This window comes from Massilia sp. Masssp93 (assembly GCF_059491295.1).
On sequence record NZ_CP168502.1, the window covers coordinates 1,537,771 to 1,552,886 of the forward strand.

The 15,116-nt window shown below is 64.2% G+C and carries 13 protein-coding genes; 12 read left to right on the plus strand and 1 reads right to left on the minus strand.

Annotated elements, in window-relative coordinates; genetic code table 11:
- Position 1: 1 nt before the first annotated feature.
- From ACEN9Q_RS06585 to ACEN9Q_RS06620, 8 genes are all read left to right on the plus strand, one after another.
- The gene (locus ACEN9Q_RS06585; protein ID WP_056450367.1) at positions 2-694 is read left to right on the plus strand and encodes a response regulator; all 693 of its coding nucleotides are present in this window, start codon (positions 2-4) and stop codon (positions 692-694) included.
- A 15-nt stretch (positions 695-709) separates the two neighbouring features.
- The gene (phoR, locus tag ACEN9Q_RS06590; protein ID WP_495627758.1) at positions 710-2,002 is read left to right on the plus strand and encodes a phosphate regulon sensor histidine kinase PhoR; all 1,293 of its coding nucleotides are present in this window, start codon (positions 710-712) and stop codon (positions 2,000-2,002) included.
- Positions 2,003-2,176: 174 nt separating this feature from the next.
- Entirely contained in the window at positions 2,177-3,121 is a 945-nt protein-coding gene (locus tag ACEN9Q_RS06595; RefSeq protein WP_056450194.1) for a patatin-like phospholipase family protein, read from the plus strand.
- Between the two features lie 53 nt (positions 3,122-3,174).
- A complete protein-coding gene (locus tag ACEN9Q_RS06600; protein WP_056450192.1) occupies positions 3,175-3,582 on the plus strand; it encodes a GlcG/HbpS family heme-binding protein in 408 nt (135 codons plus the stop codon).
- Positions 3,583-3,943: 361 nt separating this feature from the next.
- A complete protein-coding gene (gene carA / locus ACEN9Q_RS06605; RefSeq protein WP_495627759.1) occupies positions 3,944-5,113 on the plus strand; it encodes a glutamine-hydrolyzing carbamoyl-phosphate synthase small subunit in 1,170 nt (389 codons plus the stop codon).
- Positions 5,114-8,344, plus strand: coding sequence for a carbamoyl-phosphate synthase large subunit (carB, locus tag ACEN9Q_RS06610; protein WP_495627760.1), 3,231 nt, complete (start codon positions 5,114-5,116; stop codon positions 8,342-8,344).
- 124 nt (positions 8,345-8,468) lie between these two features.
- Complete coding sequence (greA, locus tag ACEN9Q_RS06615; RefSeq protein WP_056435392.1) at positions 8,469-8,942, plus strand: transcription elongation factor GreA; 474 nt, start codon at positions 8,469-8,471, stop codon at positions 8,940-8,942.
- A 10-nt stretch (positions 8,943-8,952) separates the two neighbouring features.
- Positions 8,953-9,393 carry a DUF4149 domain-containing protein gene (locus ACEN9Q_RS06620; RefSeq protein ID WP_056435389.1) on the plus strand — a complete coding sequence of 147 codons (441 nt, stop codon included), beginning with the start codon at positions 8,953-8,955 and terminating at the stop codon, positions 9,391-9,393.
- Between the two features lie 92 nt (positions 9,394-9,485).
- Here the strand turns inward: ACEN9Q_RS06620 and yhbY are convergent, their stop codons facing one another.
- On the minus strand, positions 9,486-9,953 hold the full coding sequence (gene yhbY / locus ACEN9Q_RS06625) for a ribosome assembly RNA-binding protein YhbY (protein ID WP_056435386.1): 468 nt from the start codon (positions 9,951-9,953) through the stop codon (positions 9,486-9,488).
- A 43-nt stretch (positions 9,954-9,996) separates the two neighbouring features.
- Between yhbY and ACEN9Q_RS06630 the strand changes: the two genes are divergently transcribed.
- The 4 genes from ACEN9Q_RS06630 to glmM all read left to right on the plus strand — a co-directional run bounded on the left by ACEN9Q_RS06630 (position 9,997) and on the right by glmM (position 15,059).
- Positions 9,997-10,674 (plus strand): RlmE family RNA methyltransferase, encoded by a 678-nt coding sequence (locus ACEN9Q_RS06630; protein ID WP_495627761.1) that lies wholly within the window; start codon positions 9,997-9,999, stop codon positions 10,672-10,674.
- A gap of 213 nt (positions 10,675-10,887) precedes the next feature.
- A complete protein-coding gene (ftsH, locus tag ACEN9Q_RS06635; protein WP_056435380.1) occupies positions 10,888-12,771 on the plus strand; it encodes an ATP-dependent zinc metalloprotease FtsH in 1,884 nt (627 codons plus the stop codon).
- Between the two features lie 86 nt (positions 12,772-12,857).
- The gene (gene folP, locus ACEN9Q_RS06640; protein WP_495627762.1) at positions 12,858-13,700 is read left to right on the plus strand and encodes a dihydropteroate synthase; all 843 of its coding nucleotides are present in this window, start codon (positions 12,858-12,860) and stop codon (positions 13,698-13,700) included.
- 18 nt (positions 13,701-13,718) lie between these two features.
- On the plus strand, positions 13,719-15,059 hold the full coding sequence (gene glmM, locus ACEN9Q_RS06645) for a phosphoglucosamine mutase (RefSeq protein ID WP_056435372.1): 1,341 nt from the start codon (positions 13,719-13,721) through the stop codon (positions 15,057-15,059).
- The last annotated feature ends 57 nt before the right edge of the window (positions 15,060-15,116 follow it).

Consider the following 15,116-nt stretch of genomic DNA (forward strand, 5'->3'; position numbering starts at 1 on the left):
GATGGCGGCCAACACGAGCGTCCTGATCGTCGAGGATGAACCGGCGATCGTCGAACTGGTGAGTTACTCCCTGCGCGAAACGGGCTGGGAGATCCGCACGGCCGCCAACGTGGCGTCGGCCTGGGATTCGATCGTGCACGGCAGGCCCGACCTGCTGCTGCTGGACTGGATGCTGCCGGACCAGAGCGGCCTGCGCCTGTTGTCGCGCCTGCGCGGCGACCGCGACTTCCAGGACATCCCCGTCATCATGCTGACGGCCAAAAGCATGGAAGAGGACAAGATCGCGGGCCTGAACACGGGCGCCGACGACTACGTCACCAAGCCGTTCTCGCCGCGCGAGCTGGTGGCCCGCTCGAAAGCCCTGCTGCGCCGCAAGAGCCCGCACCTGGCCGAGGCGCCGCTGACGGCCGGCCCGGTGACGCTCGATCCGGCCAGCTGCACCGTCACGCTGGACGGCCGCCAGCTCGACATGGGCAATGCCGAATACCGGCTGCTGAAATTCCTGATGGCGCACCGCGAGCGCGTGTTCTCGCGCAGCCAGCTGCTCGACAAGGTGTGGGGCGATGCCGCCGCCGTCGAGGAACGCACGGTCGACGTCCACGTGCTGCGGCTGCGCAAGGCACTGAAGGAAGCGGAAAAGCTGATCAAGACCGTGCGCAGCGTCGGCTACATGCTGTCCGAAAAAGAAAAATAAGGAAAGGTCGTCCGTTTGAATCCTCGAGTCGTGTTCTGGGTCCCGGCGCTGCTGCGCCTGGGCCTGATGCTGGCGGTCGCCGGCATCGCCTGGTGGCTGCTGGGGGCCGTCTCCGGGCTGGCGCTCGCGCTGCTCATGAGCCTCGGCCTGCTGGTCTCCCAGCTGAACTACCTGCACAAGCTGGGGGAGTGGCTGAACGACCCGCAAAGCACGAAGCTGCCGGACGGGTGGGGCGCCTGGACCGACGTCTTCGCGCGCTTGTATCGCCTGCGCCGCGACGACGAACGCAATCGCGACGAGCTGACGGAATGGCTCGCGCGCTTCCGCCAGGCCATGCACCTGCTGCCGGAAGGCGTGGCGATCATGGACGACGTCCTGTTCCTCGAATGGTGCAACCCGGCGGCCGAGCGCCACCTCGGCCTCACGCTGGAACGCGACAAGGGCCGGCGCGTGACGAACCTGATCCGCCACCCGGAATTCATCGACTACCTGATCCTCGGCCGCTACGAACAGCCGCTCACGCTGTCGATCCGCAGCCGCAAGCTGATCGTGCAGATCATCCCGTTCGAGAACCGGCGTCAGATCCTCGTCACCCACGACGCCACCGAGACCGAGCGCATCGAAGCCATGCGCCGCGATTTCATCGCCAACGCGTCGCATGAGCTGCGCACGCCGCTGACGGTGATCGTCGGCTTCCTCGAGATCGCGCTCGCGGACCCGGGCCTGGACGAGAAGACGCGCACGGCGCACCTGACGCTGATGACGGAACAGGCCCAGCGCATGCAGCGCCTGATCGAAGACATGCTGACCCTGTCGCGCCTGGAGTCCGACGACTATCCGTTGAAGCGCGAGCGGGTCGACGTCAGGGCGCTGGTCGAGCAGGTGGCGGTCGATGCGCGGGCGCTGTCGGGTGGCCGCCACGAGATCGGCTTCGCCGTCGACGGCCCGGACGTGATGGGCAGCACGGAAGAGCTGCGCAGCGCGTTCGGCAACCTGGCCAGCAACGCCGTGCGCTACACGCCGCAGGGCGGGAAGATCGAATTGCGCTGGCTGCGCGGTTCGAACGACCTGCGCTTCGAAGTGATCGACAACGGCATCGGCATCGACGAGCAGCACATCTCGCGCCTCACCGAGCGCTTCTACCGCGTCGACAAGAGCCGCTCGCGCGAGACGCAGGGCACGGGCCTCGGCCTGGCGATCGTCAAGCACGTGCTGCTGCGCCACGGCGGCAAGCTGGCGATCCGGTCGGTGCCGGGCAAGGGCAGCGTGTTCACGGCCACGCTGCCCAATACGTCGCTGCCGGGGTAACGTCGAAAAATTGGGCCCCTGCCTGCGCAGGGGCGACGGTTTTGACGCTCGCGGCCAAAAAACGTCGTACCCGCGCAGGCGGGTACCTAATTTTGTCTTTGCCGTGGGATCCCACGATAAACGCCAGGATCGGGTTACAATCCCATCTTTGTCCCGTTTATCAGCCCGTTCCGGATGACCCTCTCCCGACGTTCCATTCTCGCCACGCTCGGCGCGGCGGCAGTGCTGGCCGGCTGCGGCTCGGCGCCCACCCAGCCCGCCGCGCCGGTCGCCGTCGCGCCCGCGCCCGCACCCCTCCCGCTGCGCCACGTAAGGATCGGCCTCGCCCTGGGCGGCGGCGCCGCGCGCGGCTTTGCCCACATCGGCGTGATCAAGGCCCTGGAAGCCCAGGGCATCGTGCCCGACATCGTCGTCGGCACCAGCGCGGGTTCCGTCGTCGGCGCGCTGTATGCGTCGGGCTACAACGGCTTCGAACTGCAGAAGATCGCCCTCGACATGGACGAGACGACGATCTCCGACTGGGCCATCCCGTTCTTCAGCAAGGCGCCCGGCGTGCTGAAAGGGGAGGCGCTGCAGGCCTATGTCAACAAGGCCGTGCACAACCGCCCGATCGAAAAGCTCAAGATCCCGTTCGGCGCCGTCGCCACGGACCTCAAGACGGGCCAGCCCATCCTGTTCCGCCGCGGCAACACCGGCATGGCCGTGCGCGCGTCGTCCGCCGTGCCGGGCGTGTTCCAGCCCGTAGTGATCGGCAAGCGCACGTATGTGGACGGCGGCCTCGTCGCCCCCGTGCCAGTGCGCTTCGCGAAAGAGATGGGCGCCGAATTCATCATTGCCGTGAATATCTCCAGCGCGACGGAAGCCCAGGCCACGGCCAGCTCCATGGACGTGCTGATGCAGACGTTCACCATCATGGGGCAGCGCCTGAACCAGTTCGAGCTGAAGAGTGCCGACGTCGTCATCACGCCCGCGCTGGGCGCGATGGGCAGCGCCGACTTCAACGGCCGCAACCTGGCCGTGCTGGCGGGTGAACAGGCGGCGGCCGGCGTGATGGCCGAACTCAAGGCCAGGCTCAAGGCCAAGCAGAGCACGCCCGCGCCGATGACGGCCGCGCGCTGATCCTGCGGCACCTGCAGACTATTTTTGTAACGCACCACGAAAGAGATATCAAGATGCAAACCAAGCCCGTCCTTACCCTCGAAGACATCAAGAAGATCGCCGCCGGCGCGGAAAACGAAGCCGTCGCCAATGGCTGGAAGGTCGTCATCGCGATCTGCGACGACGGCGGCCACCCGCTGTGGCTGCAGCGTCTGGACGGCGCCGCGCCGGTGTCGGCCCACATCGCCCCGGCCAAGGCCAGGACTGCCGCGCTGGGCCGCCGCGAATCGAAGATCTATGAAGACATGATCAACAACGGCCGCGTGTCGTTCGCCCGCGCGCCGGAACTGGATGGCATGCTGGAAGGCGGCGTGCCCATCGTCGTGGACGGCCAGGTCGTCGGCGCCGTCGGCGTGTCCGGCGTGAAGTCGGCGGAAGATGCCCAGATCGCCAAGGCCGGCATCGCCGCGCTCGGCCTGTAAGCGCCCCCCCGTTTTTTTGCGGCTGCGTGGGCCGTAGGGTGGGCGGCCCTCCGCCCACGCGTGACGTATGCGGTGCGTTGGCGTCGTGTTGGCGTCGTGTTGGCAGTGCGCGTGGGCACAGGGGTGCCCACCCTACCGAGTTCAGCCGGGGTATTTAGACGAAAATGGCAGGGAAGGCGATTGCCGGCCGATATAAATCGCGCTATAATTCAGAGGTTTAGCCATCACTTATCTGCCGTAGCGACTACCCCACCCATACCTCAATCTAGCGACCTGTGACACTGGGCGAAATGCGTGCCCACACCCTGTTCAGGCCGGTCTGACGTGGCGCAGCCTACGGCAACTTTATCGGGAGTTGCCCTTGCCGCCATTTTTTTCTGGCCCAGCCGTTCCAGCCATCCTAGCCCTGGCAGACGGAACCATTTTCAAAGGATATTCGATCGGCGCCGCCGGTCACACGATCGGGGAGGTGGTGTTCAATACCGCCATGACCGGTTACCAGGAAATCCTGACCGACCCCAGCTACTCGCGCCAGATCGTGACGCTGACCTACCCGCACATCGGCAACTACGGCGTCAACCTCGAAGACGTCGAGGCGACCAGGGTGCACGCCGCCGGCCTGATCATCCGTGACCTGCCGCTGCTGGCCTCGAATTTCCGCTCCACCCAATCGCTGTCGGACTACCTGAAGGCCGAGAACGTGGTCGCCATCGCCGGTATCGATACCCGCAAGCTGACCCGCATCCTGCGCGAAAAGGGCGCCCAGAACGGCGCGATCCTGACCGGCACGCAAGGCAACGAACCGCTCGAATCGCAAGCGCTGGAACTGGCGCGTTCGTTCCCCGGCCTGAACGGCATGGACCTGGCGAAGGTCGTCTCCGTCAAGGAACCGTACGCGTTCGCCGAAACCGAATGGAAGCTGGGCGAAGGCTACGGCAAGCAAGAAAGCCCGCAGTACCACGTGGTCGCCTTCGACTACGGCGTCAAGCGCAACATCCTGCGCATGCTGGCCGAACGCGGCTGCAAGATCACCGTGCTGCCGGCGCAAGCCACCGCCGAGGAAGCCCTCGCGCTGAACCCGGACGGCGTCTTCCTCGCCAACGGCCCGGGCGACCCGGCCGCCTGCGACTACGCGATCGCCGCGACCAGGAAAGTGATCGAGTCGGGCGTGCCGACGTTCGGCATCTGCCTCGGCCACCAGATCATGGCGCTGGCCTCGGGCGCGAAGACCGTCAAGATGAAGTTCGGCCACCACGGCGCCAACCACCCGGTGCAGGACCTGGATTCGAAACAAGTCCTGATCACGTCCCAGAACCACGGCTTCGCAGTCGACGCGGCCACGCTGCCGGCCAACTGCCGCGTGACCCACGTCTCGCTGTTCGACGGTTCGCTGCAGGGCTTCGAGCGCATCGACAAGCCGGCGTTCTGCTTCCAGGGCCACCCGGAAGCGTCGCCCGGCCCGACCGACGTCGCCTACCTGTTCGACCGTTTCATCAGCAAGATGCAAGCTCACGCCAGCGAGAAGAAATAAATGCCAAAACGTACTGATATTAAAAGCATCCTGATCATCGGCGCTGGCCCGATCGTCATCGGCCAGGCGGTCGAATTCGACTACTCCGGCGCGCAAGCCTGCAAGGCGCTGCGCGAAGAAGGCTACAAGGTCATCCTCGTCAACTCGAACCCGGCGACCATCATGACGGACCCGGAAACTGCCGACGTCACGTACATCGAACCGATCACGTGGAAGGCCGTCGAGCGCATCATCGACAAGGAGCGCCCGGACGCGATCCTGCCGACGATGGGCGGCCAGACGGCGCTGAACTGCGCGCTGGACCTGCATCGCCACGGTGTGCTGGACAAGTACAAGGTCGAACTGATCGGCGCCACGCCGGAAGCCATCGACAAGGCCGAGGACCGCTTCAAGTTCAAGCAGGCGATGACGAAGATCGGCCTCGGTTCGGCCCGTTCCGGCATCGCCCACTCGATGGACGAAGCCCGTACCGTGCAGCGCGAACTGGGCTTCCCGACCATCATCCGTCCGTCGTTCACGATGGGCGGTTCGGGCGGCGGCATCGCCTACAACGAAGAAGAATTCGAAGCGATCTGCAAGCGCGGCCTGGAAGCGTCGCCGACGTCGGAACTCTTGATCGAAGAGTCGCTGCTCGGCTGGAAAGAGTACGAGATGGAAGTCGTCCGCGATAAAAAGGACAACTGCATCATCGTCTGCTCGATCGAGAACCTGGACCCGATGGGCGTGCACACGGGCGACTCGATCACGGTCGCGCCGGCGCAGACGCTGACGGACAAGGAATACCAGATCATGCGCAACGCGTCGATCAACGTGCTGCGCGAGATCGGCGTCGACACGGGCGGCTCGAACGTGCAGTTCTCGATCAACCCGAAGGACGGCCGCATGATCGTCATCGAGATGAACCCGCGCGTGTCGCGTTCGTCCGCGCTGGCATCGAAGGCGACCGGCTTCCCGATCGCCAAAGTGGCGGCGAAACTGGCTGTCGGTTTTACGCTGGATGAACTGCGCAACGAGATCACCGGCGGCGCGACCCCGGCCTCGTTCGAACCGTCGATCGACTACGTCGTCACCAAGATCCCGCGCTTCACGTTCGAGAAATTCCCGACCGCCGACAAGCACCTGACCACGCAGATGAAGTCCGTCGGCGAAGTGATGGCGATGGGCCGCACGTTCCAGGAATCGTTCCAGAAAGCGCTGCGCGGCCTCGAAGTCGGCGTCGATGGCCTGAACGAAAAGACCCGCGACCGCGAAAAGATCGAGGAAGAACTGGGCGAGCCGGGTCCGGAGCGCATCTGGTACGTGGGCGACGCGTTCGCGCAAGGCTTCACGCTGGACGAGGTGCACAACCTCACCAAGATCGATCCGTGGTTCCTCATCCAGATCAAGGAAATCGTCGACATCGAACTGTGGCTGGATCACCAGAAGCTGGAGAGCCTCGACAAGCCGACGCTGTATAAACTCAAGCAGAAGGGCTTCTCGGACCGCCGCCTGGCGTTCCTGATGCAGACGACGCCGGAAGCCGTGCGCGCGCAGCGCCACGCATTCGGCATCCGTCCGGTCTACAAGCGCGTGGACACGTGCGCCGCCGAATTCGCGACGAACACCGCGTACATGTACTCGACGTACGACGAAGAGTGCGAGTCGAATCCGACCGACAAGAAGAAGATCATGGTGCTGGGCGGCGGTCCGAACCGCATCGGCCAGGGCATCGAGTTCGACTACTGCTGCGTGCACGCGGCCCTCGCCATGCGCGAAGACGGCTACGAGACCATCATGGTCAACTGCAACCCGGAGACCGTGTCGACCGACTACGACACGTCCGACCGCCTGTACTTCGAATCGCTGACCCTGGAAGACGTGCTCGAAATCGTCGAGCTGGAAAAGCCGGAAGGCGTGATCGTCCAGTACGGCGGCCAGACCCCGCTGAAGCTGGCGCTCGACCTGGAAAAGAACGGCGTGCCGATCATCGGCACGTCGCCGGACATGATCGACGCCGCCGAAGACCGCGAGCGCTTCCAGAAGCTGCTGCAGGACCTGGGCCTGCGCCAGCCGCCGAACCGCACCGCACGCACGGAAGCCGAAGCACTGGCGCTGGCGTCCGAGATCGGCTATCCGCTCGTCGTGCGTCCGTCGTACGTGCTGGGCGGCCGCGCGATGGAGATCGTCCACGAGCAGCGCGACCTCGAACGCTACATGCGCGAAGCCGTCAAGGTGTCGAACGATTCGCCGGTGCTGCTGGACCGCTTCCTGAACGACGCGATCGAAGTCGACGTCGACTGCATCTCGGACGGCGAGACGACGTTCATCGGCGGCGTGATGGAACACATCGAGCAGGCCGGCGTGCACTCGGGCGACTCCGCGTGCTCGCTGCCGCCGTACTCGCTGTCCCAGGCGACCATCGATGAACTGAAGCGCCAGACCTCGCTGATGGCGAAGGCGCTGAACGTCGTCGGCCTGATGAACGTGCAGTTCGCGATCCAGCAGTCGGAAGTCGAGGGCCAGCTAGTGGATACCGTGTATGTGCTGGAAGTGAACCCGCGCGCATCGCGCACCGTGCCGTTCGTGTCGAAGGCGACGGGCCTGCAGCTGGCGAAGATCGCCGCGCGCTGCATGGTGGGCCAGACGCTGGCACAGCAGGGCATCACGAAAGAGATCGTCCCGCCGTTCTACAGCGTCAAGGAAGCCGTGTTCCCGTTCGTGAAATTCCCGGGCGTCGACACGATCCTCGGCCCCGAGATGAAGTCGACGGGCGAAGTGATGGGCGTGGGCATGACGTTCGGCGAAGCGTTCGTCAAGTCGCAGCTGGCGGCCGGCATCATCCTGCCGGAGACTGGCCGCGTGTTCCTGTCCGTGAAGGGCTCGGACAAGCCGCGTACCGTGAAGGTGGCGCGCGACCTCGTCGACCTGGGCTTCACGCTCGTCGCGACGAAGGGCACCGCGGCCGTCATCGCCGCCGCCGGCATCCCGGTCACCGCGGTCAACAAGGTGATCGAGGGTCGTCCGCACATCGTCGACATGATCAAGAACCACGAGATCGCGATGGTCGTGAACACGGTCGAAGAGAAGCGCAGCGCCATCGCCGACTCGCGCACGATCCGTACGTCGGCACTGCAGTCGCGCGTGGTCACCTACACGACCATCGCCGGCGCCGAGGCGGCCGTGCAGGGCATGCGCCACCTGGACGAGTTGCGGGTGTACGATTTACAAGGCCTGCATAAAACCTTAAACTAAGCGCAATGCAGTAAGATTGCAGTAACGCTTAGCAGTACCAAAGACCACAGAGTTCGCGCGGCTTGCGCCGTGCGGCTCTGTGGTTTTCACTTGGTACGTCCGCAAACACTGAGAACAGATAGCCATGAACACTCCATTGACCAAATTCGGCGCCGAGAAGTTGAAGGAAGAGCTGCACCAGCTCAAGACCAAGGAACGCCGCAACGTGATCGATGCGATCGCCGAGGCGCGTTCGCATGGTGACCTGTCCGAAAACGCCGAATACGACGCCGCCAAGGAGCGCCAGGCGTTCGTCGAAGGCCGCATCGCCGAGCTGGAACAGAAACTGTCCACCGCGCAGGTCATCGACCCGTCCACGCTGGACGCCGAGGGCCGCGTCGTGTTCGCGTCCACCGTCGACCTGGAAGACCTCGACAACGGCCAGAAAGTCACGTACCAGATCGTCGGCATGGATGAAGCGGACCTCAAGGAGAACAAGGTCTCCGTCACGTCGCCGATCGCGCGTGCGCTGATCGGCAAATACGCCGGCGACGTGGTCGAAGTGCAAGCCCCGTCCGGTCCGCGCGAATACGAAATCCTGGAAGTCCGCTACATCTGAGTCCGCGACAATGCTCGCCAACGCGCGGTTGCTGCTGGCCGCCCTGTGGGCCGGCAGCGTGTGGACGGTCAGCTACCTGGCCGCGCCGAGCGCGTTCGCCGTCCTCGACAGCACGCAGGCCGGCAATGTCGTCGGCATCATGCTGACGCGCTCGGCCTGGCTCGCGATCGCGCTGGCGGTGCTGCTCGGGTTGCTGGTGGCACGTGCCACCGACCTCGATGCGCGCCGCAAGCGCTGGCTGTACGGGGTGATTGGCGGGATGCTGGCGTGCAGCCTCATCGTCTACCTGGGGCTGCAGCCGACGATGGCGGCGATCCGCGCGGCGGCCGGACCGGCCGGCGTGCGGGCGTCGCCGCAATGGGGGACGTTCGCGGCGCTGCATGGGGTGTCGCAGGGGTTGTACCTGGTCGAGACCATCCTGGGCGCGCTGCTGGTCGTGAAGGCACGATAATGCGGGCGTCTGGTGGCCGCCCCGTGCCCACCATGCCGCCGACGCGAAAAAAAACCGGGGCAGCGGCCCCGGTTGATTTTTTTGAATACGGATTATTTCAGGACCGTCTTCTTGGTGCTGGCCTGGCGGGGCTTGGCCCGCTTGATGTTGCCGCCCTGGGTGACGCGCTCGTTCCCTTTCAGCAGGACCTTGGTCACGCTCGGCTTCTTGGTGCCGCTCGGGCTCGGCTTGACGATGGTGACTTCGCGCAGGCCCTTGCCGGACTTGGTCGAACGTTCCTTGACCTCGTCCTTCTTCGGGCGGTACAGCACGAGCAGTTTGCCGATGTGCTGGACCGGGGCGGCGTCGAGTTCCCCGCAGATCTGTTCGTAGATCGCGACGCGCGCTTCACGGTCGTCGCCGAACACGCGCACCTTGATCAGGCCGTGCGCATCCAGGCTGGACGAGATTTCCTTCATGACGGCCGCGGTCAGGCCGGCTTCGCCGATCATGACGACAGGATTGAGTCCGTGGGCTTCCGCACGCAGCGCGGCACGCTCGACCGGGGTAAGTTTGATCATGATGTTATTTTGAGATACCTATTAAAAGCAGTATTTTACGCGAATGGCCAAGAACAAATTCAATAAAAACTGGATCCACGATCACATCAACGATCCTTATGTCAAATTGGCACAGAAAGAGGGCTACCGGGCACGTGCGGCCTACAAACTGAAAGAAATCGACGAAACCGAAAAGCTCATCAAGCCGGGCCAGGTGATCGTCGACCTCGGGTGCACCCCGGGCAGCTGGGGCCAGTACACCCGGCGCAAGCTCGCCGGCGGCGACGAGGGCGGCATCAAGGGCACGATGATCGGCCTGGACATGCTCCCCATGGAGCCGATTGCCGACATGCATTTTATTCAGGGTGATTTTCGCGAGGAAAGCGTGCTCGACGAGCTGGCCTGCGTGCTCGAGGGCCGCATGGCCGATCTCGTGCTGTCCGATATGGCACCGAATCTGTCCGGCATTCCGTCGGCGGATGCGGCGCGCATGGAGGATTTGATCGATCTCGCTATTGAGTTCTCTCAAATGCACCTCAAACCATCCGGCGCATTGTTAGTGAAATGCTTCAAGGACATGGGGTTTACGCAAATCCTTGAGAAGTTCCGCACTGAATTCAAGGTCGTCAAACAGATCAAACCGAAGGCCAGCCGCGACAAATCATCGGAAATCTTCCTGCTCGGACGTGGTCTGAAGAATCCAGCGAGCTGGAATTGCGAAAATCGGCGGCGCCGCCCTTGATTTCCGGGAGCGCAGCCGCACATCAGCAAAGGACAGCCACACCCACGTCCGCTGTGGGATGGAATGTTCATGATGCCTGCGCAGTGGAAATAAAAACCGTTTATAGTGGCGTATAGGCACCATGGGAGGGCGTGCGTGGCACGGCCTGCTGAATGCGGTAGAATCTGCCTTTGAAAAAATGGGAAAAGATGCGTTCGCATCAGAGGAGTCTTCGTGAATAATATGTTTTCCAAATCCGCCATCTGGGTGGTCGTCGCACTGCTGTTGTTCATGCTGTTCAAGCAGTTCGACAACCATAGCGTCGCGGGCGGCAGCAAGACCATTGCTTATTCCGAGCTGCTCGATGACGTCAAGGCAAAACGCATCAAGGACGTCGTGATCGAAGGGTCGAGCATCACCGCGACCCGAACCGACGACACGAAGGTGCGCACCACCGCGACCATGCTCGACCGCGGCCTGATCGGCGACCTGCGCGACAACAACGTGCGCTTCGACGTCAAGCCGCCCGAGGAACCGTCGTTCCTCCAGCAAGTCTTCATTTCCTGGTTCCCGATGCTGCTGCTGATCGGGGTCTGGGTGTTCTTCATGCGCCAGATGCAGGGCGGCGGCAAGGGCGGGGCGTTCTCGTTCGGCAAGTCGAAGGCGCGCATGATGGATGAAACGAACAACACCGTCACGTTCGCCGACGTCGCCGGCTGCGACGAAGCGAAGGAAGAAGTGGGCGAGATCGTCGACTTCCTCAAGGACCCGACCAAGTTCCAGAAACTGGGCGGCCGCATCCCGCGCGGCGTGCTGATGGTCGGCCCCCCGGGTACCGGTAAGACCCTGCTGGCCCGCGCCATCGCCGGCGAAGCCAAGGTGCCGTTCTTCTCGATCTCCGGTTCCGACTTCGTCGAGATGTTCGTCGGCGTGGGCGCGTCCCGTGTGCGCGACATGTTCGAGAACGCGAAAAAGCATTCGCCCTGCATCATCTTCATCGACGAGATCGACGCCGTCGGCCGCCACCGCGGCGCCGGCATGGGCGGCGGCAACGACGAGCGCGAACAGACGCTGAACCAGTTGCTGGTCGAGATGGACGGCTTCGAGGCATCGTCGGGCGTGATCGTGATCGCCGCGACCAACCGCGCCGACGTGCTGGACAAGGCGCTGCTGCGTCCGGGCCGTTTCGACCGCCAGGTGATGGTGGGCCTGCCGGACATCCGCGGCCGCGAGCAGATCCTGAACGTGCACATGCGTAAAGTGCCGATCGGCACCGACGTGAAGGCCGACATCCTGGCCCGCGGCACCCCGGGTTTCTCCGGCGCCGACCTGGCCAACCTCGTCAACGAAGCGGCCCTGTTCGCCGCGCGCCGCAACAAGCGCCTCGTCGAGATGAACGATTTCGAAGATGCGAAGGACAAGATCTTCATGGGGCCGGAGCGCAAGTCGATGGTCATGCGCGAGGAAGAACGCCGCAACACGGCCTACCACGAGTCGGGCCACGCCGTGATCGCCAAGCTGCTGCCGAAGGCCGATCCCGTGCACAAGGTCACGATCATGCCGCGCGGCTTTGCCCTCGGCCTGACCTGGCAACTGCCCGAGCACGACAGCTTGTCCGGCTACAAGGACAAGATGCTGGAAGAAATCTCGATCCTGTTCGGCGGCCGCATCGCCGAGGAAATCTTCGTCGGCCAGATGTCGACCGGCGCATCGAACGACTTCGCCCGCGCCACCAAGCTGGCCCGTTCGATGGTGACCCGCTTCGGCATGTCGGAAAGCATGGGCGTGATGGTCTACGAGGACGACGCGAACGAAGGCTTCTTCGGCGGCTCCGTGAAGACCATTTCCGAAGCCACGCAGCAGAAAGTCGATGCCGAGATCCGCAACATCCTCGACTCGCAGTATGCGCTGGCGCACCGCCTGCTCGAAGAAAATCGCGACAAGGTCGAAGTGATGACGAAGGCGCTGCTCGAATGGGAAACCATCGACGCCGACCAGATCAACGACATCATGGCCGGCCGCGAGCCGCGTCCGCCGAAGTCGGTGGTGCTGACCAAGCGCACGCCCCCGAGCGACAGCGGTGGCGGCGTCGCCCAGAACGCGACCGCACCGGCCTGAACCGCCAATCGGCGGTAGCCGGGTCATCCCACGGAAGGCACCCCGAGCGGGTGCCTTTTTATTGTTCAATCAGTTGGTGTTTCGTCATGCGTCAATATCTGCAGTGCGGCCGTTTCGGCTATAACCTCGCCCGGCGCCCCCTGGTCATGGGCATCCTCAACGTTACCCCCGATTCCTTTTCCGACGGCGGCCGTTACCAGGCCCTCGAATTCGCCGTGGAGCGGGCCGAACAGATGATCAGGGACGGCGTCGACATCATCGACATCGGCGGCGAATCCACGCGTCCCGGCTCGCCCAGCGTGCCCGTCGACGAAGAACTGCGCCGCGTCATGCCGGCGATTTACGCGTTGCGCGAACTGGGTCATGCGCTGTCGATCGACACCTGCAAGCCGGAAGTGATGCGCGAGGCGATCATCGCGGGTGCCGACCTGATCAACGACATCAATGGTTTCCGGGCGCCGGGCGCCATCGACGCCGTGAAGGACAGCGACTGCGCGCTGTGCGTGATGCACATGCAGGGCACACCCCAGGACATGCAGGCGCAGCCCGCCTACGGGGACGTGGTGGCCGACGTGATCGGCTTCCTGCGCGAGCGGGTCGACGCGCTGCTGGCGGCCGGCGTGGCGCGCGAACGCATCACGATCGATCCTGGATTTGGTTTTGGGAAGAGTGTCGAGCATAATTACGCTTTGCTTCGTAGCATAAGCCGTATGGAAAGCGAATTAGGCCTGCCCGTCCTGGCGGGGGTGTCGCGCAAATCGATGATCGGCGCCGTCACGGGCCGCAGCGTGGAGCAGCGCCTGGCAGGAAGCCTGGGCGGCGCGCTCGCTGCGGTAGCGCAGGGCGCCCGTATCGTGCGGGTCCATGATGTGGCAGAGACGGTGGATGCGCTGAAGGTCTGGCAGGCCGCCACCACGAATAATCAATAGATGAAGAGAATTTAATTAATGGCACGCAAATATTTCGGTACCGATGGCGTTCGCGGGCTGGTGGGCAAATCGCCCATCACCCCTGACTTTGTAATGCGGTTGGGCTATGCGGCCGGCAAGGTGCTGGCCAAGGACAAGGCCGGCACGCATGACCGTCCCACGGTCCTGATCGGCAAGGACACGCGCATTTCCGGCTACATGCTGGAAGCCGCGCTGGAAGCCGGTTTCTCGGCGGCGGGCGTCGACGTGATGCTGGCCGGCCCGATGCCGACGCCGGCCATCGCCTACCTGACGCGCGCGCTGCGCCTGCAGGCGGGCGTCGTCATTTCGGCGTCGCACAATCCTTTCCAGGACAACGGCATCAAGTTCTTTTCGGGTCATGGCACCAAGCTGCCGGACGCCGTCGAGCTCGAGATCGAAGAGGTGGTCGACCAGCCGATGGGCTGCGTGTCGTCGGAAAAACTGGGCCGCGCCACGCGCCTGCGCGATGCGCAGGGCCGTTACATCGAATTCTGCAAGAGCACGTTCCCGAACGAACTGGACCTGCGCGGCCTGAAGATCGTCGTCGACTGCGCCCACGGCGCCGCCTACAACATCGCCCCGCACGTATTCCATGAGCTGGGCGCGGAAGTCGTGGAACTGGGCACCAAGCCGGACGGCTTCAACATCAACGACGGCGTCGGCGCCACGTCGCCCAAGGCGATGGCGGCCGCAGTCGTCGAGCACAAGGCCGACCTCGGTATCGCGCTGGACGGCGACGCCGACCGCCTGATCATGTGCGACGCCGCCGGCCGCCTGTACAACGGCGACGAGCTGCTGTACGTGATGGTGCGGGCGCGCATGGCAACCGGTCCGGTGGCCGGCGCCGTCGGCACCCTGATGACCAATATGGCGCTCGAAGTGGCGTTCAAGGAAATGGGCATCGGCTTCGCGCGCGCGAAGGTCGGCGACCGCTATGTGCTTGAAATGATGCAGGAGCAGGGCTGGCTGCTGGGCGGCGAGGGTTCGGGCCACCTGCTGGCGCTGGACAAGCACACCACCGGCGACGGCATCGTCTCGGCACTGCAGGTCCTCACGGCGCTCAAGCGTTCCGGCCGCGGCCTGGCCGACTGCTGCAGCGACCTGAAACTGTATCCGCAGACCCTGATCAACGTCCGCGTGCAGCCGGGCACGGACTGGACGAAGAATGCGGCCGTCGTGGCCGAGAAGGACAACGTCGAGCGCGAACTGGGCGACAATGGCCGCGTCCTGATCCGCCCGTCGGGGACGGAACCGCTCGTGCGCGTCATGGTGGAAGCGAAGCACGCGGAACTGGCCGAATCGATGGCCAAGCGCATCGCGGCACGCTTCGAGGTCTGATCGTCGCGCCGGGGAGCGTTCATTGACGCTTCCCGCCCGGCGGGGTATGATCGTTCC

Coding starts and splice junctions, on each gene's coding strand:
- ACEN9Q_RS06600 (WP_056450192.1), top strand. CDS start 3,175: ATGCAAACCAAGCCCGTCCTTACCCTCGAAGACATCAAGAAGATCGCC.
- ACEN9Q_RS06585 (WP_056450367.1), top strand. CDS start 2: ATGGCGGCCAACACGAGCGTCCTGATCGTCGAGGATGAACCGGCGATC.
- ACEN9Q_RS06620 (WP_056435389.1), top strand. CDS start 8,953: ATGCTCGCCAACGCGCGGTTGCTGCTGGCCGCCCTGTGGGCCGGCAGC.
- carB (WP_495627760.1), top strand. CDS start 5,114: ATGCCAAAACGTACTGATATTAAAAGCATCCTGATCATCGGCGCTGGC.
- greA (WP_056435392.1), top strand. CDS start 8,469: ATGAACACTCCATTGACCAAATTCGGCGCCGAGAAGTTGAAGGAAGAG.
- ACEN9Q_RS06630 (WP_495627761.1), top strand. CDS start 9,997: ATGGCCAAGAACAAATTCAATAAAAACTGGATCCACGATCACATCAAC.
- folP (WP_495627762.1), top strand. CDS start 12,858: ATGCGTCAATATCTGCAGTGCGGCCGTTTCGGCTATAACCTCGCCCGG.
- glmM (WP_056435372.1), top strand. CDS start 13,719: ATGGCACGCAAATATTTCGGTACCGATGGCGTTCGCGGGCTGGTGGGC.
- yhbY (WP_056435386.1), bottom strand. CDS start 9,953: ATGATCAAACTTACCCCGGTCGAGCGTGCCGCGCTGCGTGCGGAAGCC.
- ACEN9Q_RS06595 (WP_056450194.1), top strand. CDS start 2,177: ATGACCCTCTCCCGACGTTCCATTCTCGCCACGCTCGGCGCGGCGGCA.